Here is a 16,279-nt window from a genome sequence, read left to right as displayed (position 1 = left end):
GGGAACTATTCCAGGCTCAGTCCCCTGACCGAAAGTCGGGTCTTGCGGAAGGGGCGTGGAAGCGGACAGCGACGCGCCGTTGACGGGGTGGAGACAGGCCCGGAGAGTGGTAATCCCACGCGAGGGGGGACACGTGCGGTGGACGCCGCCGCGCGGATCGGGGGGCCGACGATGAACATCGGGACATCCGAGCAGGGGCACAGGCTGCCCTGGGGAGAAGTGGCGCTCTCCGCGATCGTCGCCGTGAGCTGGGCGTTGATCGGGATGACGGGAACGGCGGCGCTCGGACTGCATCTGCTGGAGGCGGACTCCACGGCCTCGCTGGGGCCGATGACCGCGGCGGTCGTGGCACTTGGGGCGGGTGGTTCGGTCACACCGTCCGGCGACGTGTCGGCCTTCGGCCTGCAAGGGGCGGAGGCGGCGACCGCCATCGAGATCGCGCCACTGGGCGTCGGCCTCGCGGGTGCGGTGCTTTTGTCCTGGTTCTTCTTACGGTCCCTGCGCAGGGCGGGAGCGGTGGTGTCTCCGTCCGAGCTCCTCGCGCGCGCGGGCACGACAGTCGCCTTTTTCGTGGCGATCCTGGGCGGACTCGCCTGGGCGGGACACGACGTCATCACGATCGACGGCGGCGGCCTGGGCCTCGATGATCTGCCGGGTACGGGCGGCGGAAGCGGGGGGCTCGAGATCCCCGGGGTCGGCGACATCGGCGGTCTGCTGCCCGACCGGGTCGGCGACCTGATCGACGCGAAGGCGGCCGTCGGCTTCACCGTCGACACCCTCCCCACTCTGCTCGGCGGCCTGGTCTGGGCGGCCGCGGTCCTGGCGATCGCCCTCCTGGCGTCCCGTCGCACTCCCGTGCCGCGCGGCTGGGAAACGGTCCACCGCGTCGTACGTCCGGCGGTGTCCGCCCTCGTCACCGTGGCGCTGGTGGCGGTGGCGGCGGGGCTCGCGGCGGCGTCGTACGCGGCGATCGGCGACGCCCACCCCCGGCGCATCGCGGGCGCGGCCCTGCTCGGCGCCCCCAACGGGGTCTGGCTGGGTATCCCGATCGGCCTGTTCGTCCCGTTCGACGGCAGCGCGTCCGGAGTGCTGGTGAACTTCCTGCCGGACCCCCTGGACCGGCTCCTCAGCTCGCCGGACGACCAGTCGGTCAGCCTCGACAGACTGGCCGAACTGGACAGCCGGGTGTGGCTACTGGGGGTCGCGGCGGCCTTGCTGATGCTGCTCGCGGGCATCCTCGCGGCGGCACGGACGCCGCTGGCACGCGGTGTCGGCCCCGACGCCATCGACAGGCGAGTGCCTCCCGCCGTACGGGATCCGGGTGCCCTGCGTTTCGCCGGCCGCTGCGCGCTGCGGCTGGGCGCGGTGACCGCGGTGGCGTTGCCGCTGCTCGCCTGGCTGGCGGAGGTGTCCGTGGACGCGTCGATCTCGGTGCTGGGCTTCGACGCGTTCGGCGCCGGAATCGAACTGCACGGGCAACTGATCGCGGCCCTGCTGCTGGGCGCGCTGTGGGGCGCGGGCGCGGGAGCCGTGGGTGCGCTGCTGGCGTACGCGAGCGGGGCGGCGGGGTGGCGGGCGGTGCCGTTGGCACTGGGTGACGCGTGGGGCCGGGCGGCGGGACCGGGTGGGGCGGAGGCGGCAGTGGGAGCTGGCGGGGTGTCGGGGGCGGTGGCCTTGGAAGCGCGGTTCGGCGGTCGCCCGGAGCAGGCCGGCGGCCCCGGTGCGCACCCCGGCCCGTACGCGCCCGGCTCGCCCTACCGGCCGCCGAACCGCGACACCAATCCGTACCTACGACGCCCCGAGGAGCTTGCGGAACCCGAGGACGCGCGGCCGGCCGAGACGTGGCGGCCCTACGGGGGCGGGCAGGGGGCCGGGGCAGGGGGCGGAGCCGGGCCGCCGCCTGGGAGCGGCTGGGGCCCGGACAGCGGGCGTCCGTACGAGGGCGGGTGGACGCCCGATGCTCCGCGGACGGGGGCGTGGTCGCCCGACCGGAGCAGTGCGCCCGAGCGGGCCGGTTCCGACGGGGGGAACGGTCCGGGAGAGCATCGGGGGCCGGGCGCGGACAGCGGCTCGGGTGCTGGCCCTGATTCAGGGGAAGGCGGCGGTTCGGGTGAGGAAGAGCTGCCGCCCGAGAGCATGTACGGCCTGCCCACCATGGCCAGGCCGATCTCGCCGCCCCCACGACGGCCCGGATGGCGCGGCGGCGGCTCCTCGGGATCCGTGCCGGAGAAGCGGACTCCTCCCCCACCGCCGCCTCCGCCACCGCCGCCGCCCGGCACGCCCAAGGGGCGGCGCTGACCTACTCGTAAGGTCGTCGCCACCTCCGCGCAACGTACTGTTCCCTGTCCGTCAGGCGGACCGCGTGCGCGGTAGGCACTGGGTGCCGGATACGGTGGAAACACCATGAACGCTTCGCAGACTGCTGACGTCCCCACCCTTCTCGTCAAAATCTTCGGCAAGGACAGGCCGGGCATCACCGCCGGTCTGTTCGAGACACTGGCCACCTACTCCGTGGACGTGGTCGACATCGAGCAGGTCGTCACGCGTGGCCGCATGGTGCTGTGCGCGCTCGTGACCCACCCCTCTGCCGGGCTCGAAGGCGATCTGCGGGCCACCGTCCACAGCTGGGCGGAGTCCATGAAGATGCAGGCGGAGATCATCTCCGGGCTCGGTGACAACCGGCCGCGCGGGCTCGGGCGCTCGGTCGTCACCGTGCTCGGGCATCCGCTGACCGCCGAGTCGACCGCCGCGATCGCCGCGCGGATCACCAGGACCGGCGGCAACATCGACCGCATCTTCCGGCTCGCCAAGTACCCCGTGACGGCGGTCGAGTTCGCCGTCTCCGGTGTCGCGACCGAACTGCTGCGCACCGCTCTGGTCACCGACGCGGCGGCACTCGGTGTCGACATCGCGGTCGTCGCGGCAGGGCTGCATCGGCGGGCACAGCGGCTGGTCGTCATGGATGTGGACTCGACGCTCATCCAGGACGAGGTGATCGAGCTTTTCGCCGCGCACGCGGGCTGCGAGGACGAGGTCGCCAAGGTGACCGCCGCCGCGATGCGCGGGGAGCTGGACTTCGAGCAGTCGCTGCACGCGCGGGTGGCCCTGCTCAAGGGGCTCGACGCGTCGGTGGTGGACAAGGTGCGCAGCGAGGTCCGGCTCACGCCGGGGGCGCGCACGCTGATCCGTACGCTGAAGCGGCTCGGCTTCGAGGTCGGTGTCGTCTCGGGTGGGTTCACTCAGGTCACGGACGATCTGAAGGAGCGGCTCGGGCTGGACTTCGCCCAGGCCAACACGTTGGAGATCATCGACGGGAAGCTGACGGGCAAGGTCGTCGGCGAGATCGTGGACCGGGCGGGCAAGGCTCGGCTGCTGCGGCGGTTCGCGGCGGAGGCCGGGGTGCCGCTGGATCAGACGGTGGCGATCGGTGACGGGGCGAACGATCTGGACATGCTGAACGCGGCGGGACTCGGTGTCGCCTTCAACGCCAAGCCCGTCGTGCGGGAGGCCGCGCACACCGCGGTGAACTTCCCCTTCCTGGACACCGTGCTGTACCTGCTGGGGGTCACCCGGGAAGAGGTCGAGGCGGCAGACACCCACGAGTAGCCCGCTGGGAGTTTCGGCGTTCCGCGGGGCCCAGCCGTTCTTCGATGGGGGCCTGGCTCGCGCCGACTGCGGGTCGCAGGCCCCCACGCTTCACTCTGTCGGTGCCCAGAAGTCGACCAGTGTCGCCGTCCCCGGCTCCAGGCCCTTCCAGGAGCCGGTGAAGGACAGGGTCGCGAAGGCCGCTGCCGGGAAGCCTCGGCTGGTCAGCTTGGTGCGGGTGTCGTTCTCGGAATCTTCGGCCAGGATCTCTGCGAGGGCCTGCACCCCTGGGTTGTGGCCGACCAGGACCACGTTCTGGATGTCGTCCGGCGTTTCGTTGAGCAGGGCGATGAGCTCGCCCGGTGAGGCCTCGTAGATCCGCTCCTCATAGACCGTCTTCGGCCGTTGCGGGAGTTCATGGACCGCGAGTTTCCAGGTCTCGCGGGTCCGGGTGGCGGTGGAGCAGAGGGCCAGGCCGAAGGGGATGCCGGTGTCGGCCAGCTTGCGCCCGGCGACAGCGGCGTCCTTGCGGCCCCGGTCAGCGAGCGGCCGCTCGTGATCGGTCACCTGGGGCCAGTCTGCCTTCGCGTGCCGGAAGAGGACGATCCTGCGGGGTTCTACGACGCTCATGACACCCAGCTTCGCATGAAACAGGCCACGGGGCGCAGGGAGTTGACGGGCGGCTCCGCAGGTGGGAATGGGGTGTTCACGACGCTCAACGCGTCACCAGCTCCCGCGCCCGCTCAAGGAGGTGGGCGATCATCGGGTCGCCGGTCGCGGCCTGCGCGTCGGTCGGGTTCAGGATCAGTGCGAGGAGCGCGACGAACGCGACCGTCGGCAGCGCCAGGGCCCACCACGGCAGCCGTATGTCGACGGCACGCTTGGTCGCCGGAAGGGGCCGGGAGTGCGTGTGGGCCGACATGGTGCCTCCGTGGGTCTACGAGCTGTCCGTGGCCCGCCTCTCGCGGCCACACCTCGAAGTTACGGAACCCGCGGCCCTCAACCCATCCGGTGATCCACCCACTTGACCCTGAGACCCGCCCCCTAGGGGTTGGTGGGGGTACCCCCACCAAGGGCCGTCACGGTGAGGCGATCGTCGCGATGACGGCGATGATCACGAAGATGGCGAGGAACGAGCCGAAGACGATCAGCATCTTCTTCTGGCCGTTCTGGGGATTCGGGTCGAGCACTGGCATGCGGCCAGTCTCGCACCTGTACCCCCGGCGCGTACCTCCGGGGTGCTCGCACCCGGGAGGGTGAGGTCAGCGGGCCGCAGCCTCCGTTCGCGTGCCGGCTCAGGGCGTCCGCTTCTGGTGGCTGACCCACACCGAGCGGACTTCCTTCCAGCAGCGGCCGGTGAGTCGTACGGTCTCTGCGGGCCCGGCCTCGACGGGGGTGCCGTCGCTGTCGAGGTCCCACCAGCGGTCGCATTCGATGTGCAGACGCACGCGGTCGACGGCCACGTAGGGGTTGTGGCAGTAGGCGGTCACCTCGGAGCCGGTGACGCGGGTGTAGCAGCCGGCACCGAAGGGCTCGGGCCGTTCCGGCTGTCCTGCCTCCACGCGCGCGTGGGGCACGGCCTCGTCCGGAACAGTGGCTATGAGCGCGACGGCGACGAGCAGCGGGGCGAAGCTGCGGGACAAGCGCACAAGGGGGACCTCCTCGGCTGTGCTGGGGAGGAAACGCGAGGTGATCGCGTAATCCAGCGTGCCCAGTCACCCCTCTCCCCCGCCCGATCGGATAAGCCGAACGGGTGACGCCGCAGAGACGCGCCGAGGGCCCGCGCCGGAAAGGAACGCGGGCCCTCGAATGTCAGCCGTGCCTATGCGGCGGCAGTGCTCACGCGCCGATCGCGTGCAGCCCGCCGTCGACGTGGATGATCTCGCCGGTGGTCTTCGGGAACCAGTCGCTCAGCAGTGCCACGATGGCGCGGCCGGTCGGCTCCGGGTCCTTGAGGTCCCACTCCAGGGGCGAGCGGGCGTCCCACACCGAGGCCAGGTCGCCGAAGCCCGGGATGGACTTGGCGGCCATGGAGGCGAGGGGGCCGGCGGAGATGAGGTTGCAGCGGATGTTCTGCTTGCCCAGGTCGCGGGCGACGTAACGGCTGGTGGCCTCCAGGGCGGCCTTGGCCGGGCCCATCCAGTCGTACTGCGGCCAGGCGAACTTCGCGTCGAAGGTGAGGCCGACGACCGAGCCGCCGTTCTGCATCAGCGGCAGGCAGGCCATGGTGAGCGACTTCAGGGAGTACGCCGAGACATGCATGGCGGTGGCCACGGACTCGAACGGGGTGTTGAGGAAGTTGCCGCCCAGGGCGTCCTGCGGGGCGAAGCCGATGGAGTGGACGACGCCGTCGAGGCCGCCGAGCTCCTCGCCGACGATGTCGGCCAGGCGGCCCAGGTGCTCGTCGTTGGTGACGTCGAGCTCGATGACCTTGGTGGGCTTGGGCAGCTTCTTGGCGATGCGCTCGGTCAGCGTCGGCCGCGGGAACGCGGTCAGGATGATCTCGGCGCCCTGTTCCTGGGCCAGCTTCGCGGCGTGGAACGCGATGGAGGACTCCATCAGCACACCGGTGATCAGGACACGCTTGCCCTCGAGAATTCCGCTCATGGTGATCAGTGACCCATTCCCAGTCCGCCGTCAACGGGAATGACGGCTCCAGTGATGTACGAGGCGTCGTCCGAGGCGAGGAACCGCACCGTTGCGGCGATCTCCTCCGGCTGCGCGTACCGGCCGAGCGGCACCTGCGAGACGATGCCCGCGCGCTGCTCGTCGGTGAGGATCTTGGTCATGTCGGTGTCGACGAAGCCGGGCGCGACCACGTTGAAGGTGATGTTGCGCGAGCCCAGCTCACGGGCGAGGGAGCGGGCGAACCCGACCAGGCCGGCCTTGGAGGCGGCGTAGTTGGCCTGCCCCGCCGAGCCGAGCAGCCCGACGACCGACGAGATCAGTACGACGCGGCCCTTCCTGGCGCGCAGCATGGCGCGGTTGGCGCGCTTGACGACGCGGAAGGTGCCCGTGAGGTTGGTGTCGAGGACGGACGCGAAGTCCTCCTCGGACATCCGCATCAGCAGCTGGTCCTTGGTGACGCCGGCGTTGGCGATGAGGACCTCGACCGGGCCGTGCTCGGCCTCGATCTCCTTGTAGGCCTGCTCCACCTGTTCGGAGTCGGTGATGTCGCACTTGACGGCCAGGCAGCCCAGATCTGTCAGGGTGGCCGGCGGCTCGCCGGAACGGTATGTGATGGCGACCTTGTCGCCGGCCTCGGCGAACGCGCGGGCGATGGCGAGGCCGATGCCCCTGTTGCCTCCGGTGACGAGAACCGAGCGGCTCAACGGATCACCCTTTCGTTAGCGGTTCAACACCTGTCCGAACAGCAGGGTTGACAGGCTGCTTCTCCGAAAACCTATCGGTCCGCCCACACCGGCGGACATTCGGGCACCGACAGTGGCTCACCCCTTGTCCTGTCGGGTCCCTACAGTCGGCGCACTGCCCGCGACCGTGCTCAGCGCTGTCCGGATCCAGGCGAATCCGTTGGAAGCCGTGATGTCAGACCTGCATGATTCACTGCGAGACAGACGCATCACCCTGCGCATCACACTCACCGTGACAAGGAGAGGCCGCTCATGGCCCATGAGGTCGATCAGTCATTCCTGGCACTGCCCCTACGTGCCCTGGCCGACGCCGCCCTCGCACGCGCGCGTGCGCTCGGGGCCGAGCACGCGGACTTCCGGTTCGAGCGGGTGCGCAGCGCGTCCTGGCGGCTGCGGGACGCCAAGCCGTCCGGATCGTCGGACACCACGGACCTGGGGTACGCGGTGCGGGTGGTGCACGGCGGTACGTGGGGATTCGCGTCGGGTGTGGATCTGAGCATGGACGCCGCCGCGAAGGTCGCCTCGCAGGCCGTGGCCATGGCCAAGCTGTCCGCGCAGGTGATCAAGGCGGCGGGTTCCGACGAGCGGGTGGAGCTGGCCGGTGAGCCGGTGCACGCCGACCGGACGTGGGTCTCGTCGTACGAGATCGACCCGTTCACCGTGCCCGACGAGGAGAAAGCGGGTCTGCTGGCCGAGTGGAGCGCCCGGCTGCTCGCGGCGAACGGGGTCAACCACGTCGACGCCTCGCTGCTCACGGTGCACGAGAACAAGTTCTACGCGGACACGGCGGGCACCGTCACCACCCAGCAGCGGGTGCGGCTGCACCCGCAGTTCACGGCCGTCTCCGTTGACGAGTCGAGCGGCGAGTTCGACTCGATGCGGACCATCGCGCCGCCCGTCGGGCGCGGCTGGGAGTACCTCACGGGCAGGGGATGGGACTGGGATTCCGAGCTCGAACAGATCCCTGAGCTGCTGGCCGAGAAGATGCGGGCGCCGAGTGTCGAGGCGGGGCTGTACGACCTGGTCGTCGACCCGTCCAACCTGTGGCTGACCATCCACGAGTCCATCGGCCACGCCACCGAGCTGGACCGGGCCCTCGGCTACGAGGCGGCGTACGCGGGCACGTCGTTCGCGACCTTCGACCAGCTCGGCAAGCTCAGGTACGGCTCGGAGCTGATGAACGTCACCGGCGACCGGACCGCCGAACACGGCCTGGCGACCATCGGGTACGACGACGAGGGCGTCGCCGGTCAGTCGTGGGACCTGGTGAAGGACGGCACCCTCGTGGGGTACCAGCTGGACCGGCGGATCGCGAAGCTGACCGGGTTCGAGCGGTCCAACGGGTGCGCGTACGCCGACTCTCCTGGGCATGTGCCCGTGCAGCGCATGGCCAACGTGTCGTTGCAGCCGGATCCGGGCGGGCTGGCGACCGAGGACCTCATCGGCGGGGTCGACCGCGGGATCTACGTGGTCGGGGACCGGTCGTGGTCCATCGACATGCAGCGCTACAACTTCCAGTTCACCGGGCAGCGGTTCTTCAGGATCGAGAACGGCCGGATCACCGGGCAGCTGAGGGACGTGGCCTACCAGGCGACGACCACCGACTTCTGGGGCTCCATGGCGGCCGTCGGCGGGCCGCAGACGTACGTCCTGGGCGGTGCCTTCAATTGCGGCAAGGCCCAGCCGGGACAGGTCGCGGCCGTGTCCCACGGGTGCCCGTCGGCCCTCTTCAAGGGCGTCAACATTCTGAACACCACGCAGGAGGCCGGTCGATGAGCGCCCGTATGAACAAGCCGCACGAAATCGTCGAGCGGGCCCTCGAGCTGTCCCGGGCCGACGGGTGCGTCGTCATCGCCGACGAGGAGTCGACGGCCAACCTGCGCTGGGCGGGCAACGCCCTCACCACCAACGGGGTCACGCGCGGGCGCACGCTCACCGTCGTCGCCACCGTCGCCGGCAAGCAGGGCACGGCCTCCGGGGTCGTCTCCCGCGCGGCCGTCACCGCCGACGAGCTGGAACCGCTCGTGCGGGCCGCCGAGGCCGCCGCGCGTGGCGCCGGGCCCGCGGAGGACGCCCAGGCGCTGGTCGCGGGAGTACCGGAGTCCCCCGACTTCAAGGACGCGCCCGCCGAGACCTCGTCCGCGGTGTTCGCCGACTTCGCCCCGGCGCTCGGCGAGGCGTTCGCACGCGCGCGTGCGGGCGGCCGGGAGCTGTACGGCTTCGCCAACCACGAGCTGGTGTCGAGCTACATGGGTACGTCGACGGGGCTGCGTCTGCGCCATGACCAGCCCAACGGGACGCTGGAGCTGAACGCCAAGTCCCCGGACCGTACGCGGTCGGCGTGGGCCGGGCGGTCGACGCGGGACTTCAAGGACGTCGACCCGGCCACCCTCGACGCCGAACTCGCCGTACGGCTCGGCTGGGCCCAGCGGCGGATCGAGCTGCCGGCCGGGCGGTACGAGACGCTGCTGCCGCCGACCGCGGTCGCCGACCTGCTGATCTACCAGATGTGGTCGGCGTCGGCGCGGGACGCCGCCGAGGGGCGCACGGTGTTCTCCAAGCCGGGCGGCGGGACGCGTATCGGCGAGAAGCTCTCCGAGCTGCCGCTGACGCTGCGCAGCGACCCGAACGAGCCCGGTCTCGAGGCCTCGCCCTTCCTGCTCGCCCACTCCTCGGGCGACGATCAGTCGGTGTTCGACAACGGGCTGCCTCTGAGCGCCACGGAGTGGATCCGCGAAGGCGAGCTGAACCGGCTGATCACCTCCCGGCACACCGCCGGGCTGACAGGCCTGCCCGTGTCCCCGGCGATCGGGAACATCGTGCTGGACGGGGGCGAGGACAGGTCCCTGGAGGAGATGGTCGCGAACACCGAGCGCGGGCTGTTGCTGACCTGCCTCTGGTACATCCGCGAGGTCGACCCGGCCACCCTGCTGCTGACCGGCCTGACCCGCGACGGGGTGTACCTCGTGGAGAACGGCGAGGTCAGCGGGGAGGTCAACAACTTCCGGTTCAACGAGTCGCCGGTGAGTCTGCTCGGGCGGGCCGTCGAGGCGGGGCGTACGGAGAAGACGCTGCCTCGGGAGTGGAGCGACTGGTTCACCCGGGCCGCGATGCCCGCGCTGCGGGTGCCCGACTTCAATATGAGCTCTGTCAGTCAGGGCGTATAACCTCGTTGCCGGTAGTCCCCGGCTGCCGTAGAACTGCAAGAAGACCCACTCAAGGAGATACGAGAACCGTGACGGACATCGTCGACGAGCTGAAGTGGCGTGGGCTGTTCGCCCAGTCCACTGACGAGGACGCATTGCGCAAGGCGCTCGCGGACGGTCCCGTCACGTTCTATTGCGGTTTCGACCCGACGGCGGCCAGTCTGCACGTCGGTCACCTGGTCCAGGTGCTCACCATGCGCCGCCTCCAGCAGGCGGGCCTGCGTCCGCTGGCCCTGGTCGGCGGGGCGACCGGCCAGATCGGCGACCCGCGTCCCACCGCGGAGCGCACGCTGAACGACCCGCAGACGGTCGCGAACTGGGTGAACCGGCTCCGCGCGCAGATCGAGCCGTTCCTGTCCTTCGAGGGCGAGAACGCCGCGGTGATGGTGAACAACCTGGACTGGACGGCCGGCATGTCGGCCATCGAGTTCCTCCGGGACATCGGCAAGCACTTCCGCGTCAACAAGATGCTGACGAAGGACTCGGTCGCCCGGCGTCTGGAGTCCGACCAGGGCATCAGCTACACGGAGTTCAGCTACCAGCTCCTCCAGGGCATGGACTTCCTGGAGCTGTACCGGAGGTACGGCTGCACTCTCCAGCAGGGCGGCAGCGACCAGTGGGGCAACCTCACCGCCGGTCTCGACCTGATCCACCGCCTGGAGCCGGACGCCTCCGCGCACGCGCTGGCGACGCCGCTGATGACGAAGGCGGACGGCACCAAGTTCGGGAAGACCGAGGGCGGCGCCATCTGGCTCGACCCGGAGATGACGACGCCGTACGCGTTCTACCAGTTCTGGCTGAACGTGGACGACCGGGACATCTCGGCGTACATGCGCATCCTCTCCTTCCAGTCGCCGGAGGAGCTGGAGGCGATGGAGGCGCAGACCGCGGAGCGTCCGCAGGCGCGGGCCGCACAGCGCGCGCTCGCCGAGGAGCTGACGACGCTGGTGCACGGCGCCGAGCAGACGGCCGCCGTGATCGCCGCGTCCAAGGCCCTCTTCGGCCAGGGCGAGCTGGGCGAGCTGGACGAGCAGACGCTGAGCGCGGCGCTCTCCGAGGTGCCGCACATCCAGGTCGCCGAGGCGGGGCTGGTCGTCGACCTGTTCACCGAGGTCGGGCTGGTGGCCAGTAAGTCGGCCGCGCGGCGCACGGTGAAGGAGGGCGGCGCCTACGTGAACAACGCGAAGGTCACCGCCGAGGACGCCGTTCCCGCGAAGGAGGACCTGCTGCACGGGCGGTGGCTGGTCCTGCGCCGGGGCAAGAAGAACCTGGCGGCGGTGGAGGTCACCGGCTGATCAGCCGTACGCGTCACGCGCGTGCACATGTGAGGGGGGCGGCCCTTGTTCGTCGGGCCGCCCCCCTCACATGTGCCAATACCGCCGCTACGCCCGGCGTCTCTTGCCGCGCATCGACGAGTACGCCATGTCGCCCAGGAACACGATCACGACGGCTGCCGCGAGCTGGAGCGCGTGGCGGCCCCAGTCGATGCCGCTCGTCGCCTCGATGCCGAGGCCTCGCGCGATCGCGTTGCCGATGACGGCTCCGAGGATGCCGAAGATGGTCGTCAGCCAGAGCGGACTGTGCTGCTTGCCCGGGATGATCGCCTTGGCCAGCAGGCCCAGCACGAACCCGACGATGATCGCCCACAACCAGCCCATTGCTGCCTCCTCGTACGGCTCTGGTGAGCATTGCGCCCAGTGTCCGCCCGTTCGCGCTACGGCGCATGTCGGGGGCCTCGGTACGCGGTACGGCGCAGGCCGCTCACCTCGCGGGAAGGCGCCCCGGTCTCGTAGGCGGCGCAGGCGCGGCGTAACGTGGAAAGCGTCCGGACCTGGTTCCCCGATCTGGTTCCGTGCGGGTACGGGCCGGGGCGTGTCCGATTCGGGTGGATGGTGGAATGTGATGCGGAAGCAGAGCAACGGTGGCGGCGCCCAGGTCTTTCGGATCACCGGAGCCCGGCAGGGGCTCGCGGACGATGTCCGCGCCAGACAGCGCCGGTACGTCATCTCCATGTCCGTGCGCACGGTGGCGGTGATCCTCGCGGCGGTGCTCTGGAACGTCGAACGGCACGTCGCGTTCGTGGCACTTGTCCTCGGCATGGTCCTCCCCTACATCTCCGTGGTGATCGCCAACGCGGGCCGGGAAAACGCGCCGGGCCTCCCCTCGACGTTCGTGAGGGCTCCCATGCGGCCGATGATCGCGCAGCCGCCACCGCAAGAGGACTTCGCGGAGCCCGCGGCGGAAGACGCGAAAGGCGATCAGGGAGCCGATGTACGGGGCGATTCGCACGAGCGTGCCTGACCAGAAGTCAGTGCGAAAGACGTCGCCAAGCTCAAGAAAAGCTCAGATCAATCATGGAGTTCCAGTGCCGGGCGGACGGGTACCCGTGACATACTTCGTACGCGCTCCGCATCCCCCGTCGGAGCGACAGACCGACGCCGGGCAGCTCCCCCCGTGGCTGCTCGGCGTCGCCTTTTTGAGCGCGGTTTCCGCCGGGTTAAGGTCGGAAAATGATCGGCTCTGACCCTGACTCCCCCATCTGTTCCGCCAAGGCATGCCGGGCGGACGCCGTGTGGGTGCTCGCCTGGAACAACCCGAAGCTGCACACTCCCGAGCGGCGCAAGACGTGGCTGGCGTGCGAGGAGCATCGCGAGCACTTGTCCCAGTTCCTGGGGGTGCGCGGATTCCTGAAGGACGTCGTGAGCCTGGAGACGTGGGAGTCCGCGGACAGCTGAGGCCGCTTCAGCCCCCGATCGCAGACATCGGCCTGTCCGGCTGGATGAACGAGGGGTCGTCCAGGCCCGCGCCCGCCTTCTTGCCCCACATCGCCTCGCGCCAGATGCGGGCTATCTCCTCGTCCGGGGCGTCGGAGCGCAGGGCCGTGCGGAGGTCGGTCTCCTCGCGGGCGAAGAGGCAGTTGCGGATCTGGCCGTCGGCCGTCAGGCGGGTTCGGTCGCAGGCCGCGCAGAACGGGCGGGTGACGGAGGCGATGACGCCGACGCGCTGCGGTCCGCCGTCCACCAGCCAGCGTTCGGCGGGGGCCGAGCCGCGTTCGCCGGTGCCCTCGGGGGTGAGGTCGAATCGGGTGCGGAGGGAGGCGAGGATGTCGCCGGCTGTGACCATGCCATCGCGCTTCCAGCCGTGCTGGGCGTCCAGCGGCATCTGCTCGATGAAGCGCAGCTCGTAGTCGTGCTCGACCGCCCAGGCCAGGAGGTCCGGGGCCTCGTCCTCGTTGAGCCCCGGCATCAGAACCGAGTTGACCTTCACCGGGGTCAGGCCCGCGTCCCGGGCCGCTTCCAGGCCCGCGATGACGTCCTTGTGGCGGTCGCGGCGGGTGAGCGTCTTGAAGACGTCCGGGCGGAGGGTGTCCAGGGAGACGTTGACGCGGTCCAGGCCCGCCGCCTTCAGCGCCGTCGCCGTACGGCCCAGTCCGATGCCGTTCGTCGTCAGGGACATCTGGGGGCGGGGGGCCAGGGCCGCGACCCGCTCCACTATGCCGACCAGGCCCGGGCGCAGCAGCGGTTCGCCGCCCGTGAAGCGGACCTCATCGATACCGAGGGAGGTGACCGCGATGTCGATCAGGCGGACGATCTCGTCGTCCGTGAGCAGGTCGGGCTTGGCCAGCCACTGCAGGCCCTCCTCGGGCATGCAGTACGTGCACCGCAGGTTGCAGCGGTCGGTCAGGGAGACGCGCAGGTCGGTGGCCACTCGGCCGAAGGTGTCGATGAGCACGTGGGCCCCCTCCCTCGTAGTGGATCGCGTGTCGGGTCTGGTGCGGTCAGAGTTTCTCCTGCACCTGCGAGCCTACGTGACTCCACTGACAACAAGGCAGGCCCGATGGCACAGGATGCGGCGCGGGGCCGCCGTAGCTTGCTACGGCGGCCCCGCGCCACGACCCTTCGCGGTGGAAACGGCTTCTAGTGCGCTCCGGTTCCCGTGAGGGACCGCACCTCCAGCTCCGCGTACTTGCCGGTGTCGGGCTCCTCCTTGGAGAGCATGGTGCCGAGCCAGCCCATGAAGAACCCGAACGGGATGGAGATGATGCCGGGGTTCTTCAGCGGGAACCAGTGGAAGTCGACGCCGGGGAACATCGCCTTCGGGTCACCGGAGACCACCGGCGAGAACAGCACCAGGCCGACGGCCACGATCAGGCCGCCGTAGATCGACCACAGGGCGCCCTGGGTGGTGAACCTCTTCCAGAACAGGCTGTAGAGGATCGTGGGCAGGTTGGCGGACGCGGCGACCGCGAACGCCAGTGCGACCAGGCCGGCCACGTTGAGGTCGCGGGCGAGGGCGCCGAGCGCGATGGAGACGATGCCGATGAAGAGGGTGGACCAGCGGGCCGCCTTCATCTCCTCCTTCTCGGTGGCCTTCCCCTTGCGGATGACGTTGGCGTAGATGTCGTGCGCGAAGGACGACGACGAGGCCAGCGTCAGGCCGGCGACCACGGCGAGGATCGTCGCGAAGGCGACCGCCGAGATCGTTGCGAGCAGCACCGCGCCCCAGGCGGAGTCGACGCCGCCGATGTGCAGGGCGAGCAGTGGCGCCGCCGTGTTGCCCGACGGGTTGGAGTCGGTGATCTCCTTCGGGTCGATCAGTGCGGCGGCGCCGAAGCCGAGCGCGATCGTCATCAGGTAGAAGCCGCCGATGATGCCGATGGCCCAGTTCACGGACTTGCGGGCGGCCTTGGCCGTGGGCACCGTGTAGAAGCGGATCAGGATGTGCGGCAGACCCGCGGTGCCGAGGACCAGGGCAAGGCCCAGGGAGAGGAAGTCCAGCTTGGTGGTGCCGGTGGCGCCGTACTGGAGGCCGGGCTCCAGGAAGGCGTCGCCCTTGCCGCTGCGTTCGGCGGCGGTGCCGAGCAGATCGGAGATGTTGAAGTTGAACTTCAGCAGCACCAGGAACGTAATGAGGATCGTGCCGCTGATGAGCAGCACGGCCTTGACCATCTGGACCCAGGTGGTGCCCTTCATGCCGCCGATGGAGACGTACACGATCATCAGGACGCCGACGAGGGCGACGATGGCGATCTTGCCCGCGTCCGAGGTGATGCCGAGGAGGAGCGAGACGAGAACGCCCGCGCCGGCCATCTGGGCCAGCAGGTAGAAGATCGAGACGACGATCGTCGACGTACCGGCCGCCGTGCGGACCGGGCGCTGACGCATGCGGTACGCGAGGACGTCACCCATGGTGTAGCGGCCGGAGTTGCGCAGCGGTTCGGCCACCAGGAGCAGGGCGACCAGCCAGGCGACGAGGAAGCCGATGGAGTACAGGAAGCCGTCGTACCCGAAGAGGGCGATCGCGCCCGCGATGCCGAGGAACGACGCGGCGGACATGTAGTCGCCGGAGACCGCGAGGCCGTTCTGGAAAGCGGTGAACTGGCGTCCGCCGGCGTAGAAGTCGGCGGCGCTCTTGGTCTGGCGGCCCGCCCAGACGGTGATGACGAGGGTCGCGACGACGAACACCGCGAACAGGGAGATGATCAGTGGCCGGTGTTCGCCGGCCTCGCCCGCGGCGAGAACACTCTGCTGTACGGGGCTCATGCGCCGCCCTCCATCCGGGACTTGATCGCCTCACCCTTGGGGTCGAGGTTGGCGGCGGCGTGCCGCGAGTACCACCAGGCGATGAGGAACGTGGTGACGAACTGGGCGATGCCGAGGACGAAGGCGACGTTGATGTGGCCGACGAGCTTGGTGCCCATGAAGCCGCCCGCGTAGTTCGACAGCAGGACGTACAGCAGGTACCAGGTGATGAAGCCGAGGGTCAGCGGGAAGGCGAAGGAGCGGTGGGCGCGGCGCAGTTCGCCGAACTCAGCGCTCTGCTGCACCTCGATGAACTCCTCCGTGGAGGGGAAGTGGCGTTCTGCCTTCGAGGGGGGCGGTGCGTCGACAGCCACGGAGTCTCCTCGCGTTGCGGGTGCGGTCACGACAGTGGACGGCGGTGGGTGGTCCTTCGGGGACGGGGTGGGGCTCGGTACGGACATGGCTCTTCTCTGACCTCGCGGTGATCTGGATCACGGTGGCCGGCTCGCGATGGTAGGGCCCCCACGCGTGATCCGACAGAGGGCTCGATGGCGCTCGTGTCCTCTGTCCAAGGTCACGGCGCCATGCGAGGACC

At 69.9% G+C, this 16,279-nt stretch carries 17 protein-coding genes; 7 read left to right on the top strand and 10 right to left on the bottom strand.

What is annotated here, in order from left to right:
* Window positions 1–171 precede the first annotated feature (171 nt).
* Both ADL01_RS24525 and serB read left to right on the top strand, forming a co-directional pair.
* Entirely contained in the window at window positions 172–2,298 is a 2,127-nt protein-coding gene (locus tag ADL01_RS24525) for a streptophobe family protein (RefSeq protein WP_053744202.1), read from the top strand.
* A gap of 105 nt (window positions 2,299–2,403) precedes the next feature.
* The gene (gene serB / locus ADL01_RS24520; RefSeq protein ID WP_053744180.1) at window positions 2,404–3,606 is read left to right on the top strand and encodes a phosphoserine phosphatase SerB; all 1,203 of its coding nucleotides are present in this window, start codon (window positions 2,404–2,406) and stop codon (window positions 3,604–3,606) included.
* A 90-nt stretch (window positions 3,607–3,696) separates the two neighbouring features.
* Here serB and ADL01_RS24515 read toward each other — a convergent pair whose 3' ends face one another.
* From ADL01_RS24515 to fabG, 6 genes are all read right to left on the bottom strand, one after another.
* A complete protein-coding gene (locus tag ADL01_RS24515; RefSeq protein ID WP_053744179.1) occupies window positions 3,697–4,215 on the bottom strand; it encodes a SixA phosphatase family protein in 519 nt (172 codons plus the stop codon).
* Window positions 4,216–4,300: 85 nt separating this feature from the next.
* On the bottom strand, window positions 4,301–4,507 hold the full coding sequence (locus ADL01_RS24510; protein ID WP_053744178.1) for a hypothetical protein: 207 nt from the start codon (window positions 4,505–4,507) through the stop codon (window positions 4,301–4,303).
* Between the two features lie 157 nt (window positions 4,508–4,664).
* Window positions 4,665–4,781, bottom strand: coding sequence for an SGM_5486 family transporter-associated protein (locus tag ADL01_RS47295; protein ID WP_107055787.1), 117 nt, complete (start codon window positions 4,779–4,781; stop codon window positions 4,665–4,667).
* 99 nt (window positions 4,782–4,880) lie between these two features.
* The gene (locus ADL01_RS24505; RefSeq protein ID WP_053744177.1) at window positions 4,881–5,234 is read right to left on the bottom strand and encodes a hypothetical protein; all 354 of its coding nucleotides are present in this window, start codon (window positions 5,232–5,234) and stop codon (window positions 4,881–4,883) included.
* Between the two features lie 190 nt (window positions 5,235–5,424).
* Window positions 5,425–6,192 carry an enoyl-ACP reductase FabI gene (gene fabI, locus ADL01_RS24500; protein WP_053744176.1) on the bottom strand — a complete coding sequence of 256 codons (768 nt, stop codon included), beginning with the start codon at window positions 6,190–6,192 and terminating at the stop codon, window positions 5,425–5,427.
* 5 nt (window positions 6,193–6,197) lie between these two features.
* On the bottom strand, window positions 6,198–6,917 hold the full coding sequence (gene fabG, locus ADL01_RS24495) for a 3-oxoacyl-[acyl-carrier-protein] reductase (protein WP_053744175.1): 720 nt from the start codon (window positions 6,915–6,917) through the stop codon (window positions 6,198–6,200).
* A gap of 291 nt (window positions 6,918–7,208) precedes the next feature.
* Here fabG and ADL01_RS24490 point away from each other — a divergent pair, with 291 nt between their 5' ends.
* The 3 genes from ADL01_RS24490 to tyrS all read left to right on the top strand — a co-directional run bounded on the left by ADL01_RS24490 (window position 7,209) and on the right by tyrS (window position 11,457).
* Window positions 7,209–8,732, top strand: a complete 1,524-nt coding sequence (locus ADL01_RS24490; RefSeq protein WP_053744174.1) for a TldD/PmbA family protein — start codon at window positions 7,209–7,211, stop codon at window positions 8,730–8,732.
* The gene (locus ADL01_RS24485) at window positions 8,729–10,123 is read left to right on the top strand and encodes a metallopeptidase TldD-related protein (RefSeq protein ID WP_053744173.1); all 1,395 of its coding nucleotides are present in this window, start codon (window positions 8,729–8,731) and stop codon (window positions 10,121–10,123) included. The genes ADL01_RS24490 and ADL01_RS24485 overlap by 4 nt, the downstream gene beginning before the upstream one ends.
* Before the next feature lie 68 nt (window positions 10,124–10,191).
* Window positions 10,192–11,457 (top strand): tyrosine--tRNA ligase, encoded by a 1,266-nt coding sequence (tyrS, locus tag ADL01_RS24480; protein WP_053744172.1) that lies wholly within the window; start codon window positions 10,192–10,194, stop codon window positions 11,455–11,457.
* An 87-nt stretch (window positions 11,458–11,544) separates the two neighbouring features.
* On the opposite strand, the gene ADL01_RS24475 is transcribed toward tyrS, so the two are convergent.
* Complete coding sequence (locus ADL01_RS24475) at window positions 11,545–11,820, bottom strand: GlsB/YeaQ/YmgE family stress response membrane protein (RefSeq protein ID WP_053744171.1); 276 nt, start codon at window positions 11,818–11,820, stop codon at window positions 11,545–11,547.
* Window positions 11,821–12,064: 244 nt separating this feature from the next.
* Here ADL01_RS24475 and ADL01_RS24470 point away from each other — a divergent pair, with 244 nt between their 5' ends.
* Window positions 12,065–12,463, top strand: coding sequence for a DUF3099 domain-containing protein (locus tag ADL01_RS24470; protein ID WP_053744170.1), 399 nt, complete (start codon window positions 12,065–12,067; stop codon window positions 12,461–12,463).
* Between the two features lie 209 nt (window positions 12,464–12,672).
* The gene (locus ADL01_RS24465) at window positions 12,673–12,897 is read left to right on the top strand and encodes a hypothetical protein (RefSeq protein ID WP_053744169.1); all 225 of its coding nucleotides are present in this window, start codon (window positions 12,673–12,675) and stop codon (window positions 12,895–12,897) included.
* A 7-nt stretch (window positions 12,898–12,904) separates the two neighbouring features.
* On the opposite strand, the gene moaA is transcribed toward ADL01_RS24465, so the two are convergent.
* The 3 genes from moaA to ADL01_RS24450 all read right to left on the bottom strand — a co-directional run bounded on the left by moaA (window position 12,905) and on the right by ADL01_RS24450 (window position 16,058).
* Entirely contained in the window at window positions 12,905–13,894 is a 990-nt protein-coding gene (moaA, locus tag ADL01_RS24460; RefSeq protein ID WP_053744168.1) for a GTP 3',8-cyclase MoaA, read from the bottom strand.
* 185 nt (window positions 13,895–14,079) lie between these two features.
* Window positions 14,080–15,705, bottom strand: coding sequence for a cation acetate symporter (locus ADL01_RS24455; protein ID WP_053744167.1), 1,626 nt, complete (start codon window positions 15,703–15,705; stop codon window positions 14,080–14,082).
* On the bottom strand, window positions 15,702–16,058 hold the full coding sequence (locus ADL01_RS24450) for a DUF485 domain-containing protein (protein ID WP_053744166.1): 357 nt from the start codon (window positions 16,056–16,058) through the stop codon (window positions 15,702–15,704). Before ADL01_RS24450 ends, ADL01_RS24455 begins: the two co-directional genes overlap by 4 nt.
* Window positions 16,059–16,279 lie beyond the last annotated feature (221 nt).

This window comes from Streptomyces sp. NRRL WC-3618, assembly GCF_001280005.1.
Lineage (GTDB): Bacteria > Actinomycetota > Actinomycetes > Streptomycetales > Streptomycetaceae > Streptomyces.
The sequence above is the reverse complement of the archived record's forward strand: the minus strand, read 5'-3'. Positions and strand labels throughout refer to the sequence as shown.

Coding starts and splice junctions, on each gene's coding strand:
- ADL01_RS24510 (WP_053744178.1), bottom strand. CDS start 4,507: ATGTCGGCCCACACGCACTCCCGGCCCCTTCCGGCGACCAAGCGTGCC.
- ADL01_RS24515 (WP_053744179.1), bottom strand. CDS start 4,215: ATGAGCGTCGTAGAACCCCGCAGGATCGTCCTCTTCCGGCACGCGAAG.
- ADL01_RS24490 (WP_053744174.1), top strand. CDS start 7,209: ATGGCCCATGAGGTCGATCAGTCATTCCTGGCACTGCCCCTACGTGCC.
- serB (WP_053744180.1), top strand. CDS start 2,404: ATGAACGCTTCGCAGACTGCTGACGTCCCCACCCTTCTCGTCAAAATC.
- ADL01_RS24475 (WP_053744171.1), bottom strand. CDS start 11,820: ATGGGCTGGTTGTGGGCGATCATCGTCGGGTTCGTGCTGGGCCTGCTG.
- ADL01_RS24470 (WP_053744170.1), top strand. CDS start 12,065: ATGCGGAAGCAGAGCAACGGTGGCGGCGCCCAGGTCTTTCGGATCACC.
- ADL01_RS24525 (WP_053744202.1), top strand. CDS start 172: ATGAACATCGGGACATCCGAGCAGGGGCACAGGCTGCCCTGGGGAGAA.
- ADL01_RS24455 (WP_053744167.1), bottom strand. CDS start 15,705: ATGAGCCCCGTACAGCAGAGTGTTCTCGCCGCGGGCGAGGCCGGCGAA.
- ADL01_RS24485 (WP_053744173.1), top strand. CDS start 8,729: ATGAGCGCCCGTATGAACAAGCCGCACGAAATCGTCGAGCGGGCCCTC.
- fabI (WP_053744176.1), bottom strand. CDS start 6,192: ATGAGCGGAATTCTCGAGGGCAAGCGTGTCCTGATCACCGGTGTGCTG.
- ADL01_RS47295 (WP_107055787.1), bottom strand. CDS start 4,781: ATGCCAGTGCTCGACCCGAATCCCCAGAACGGCCAGAAGAAGATGCTG.
- ADL01_RS24465 (WP_053744169.1), top strand. CDS start 12,673: ATGATCGGCTCTGACCCTGACTCCCCCATCTGTTCCGCCAAGGCATGC.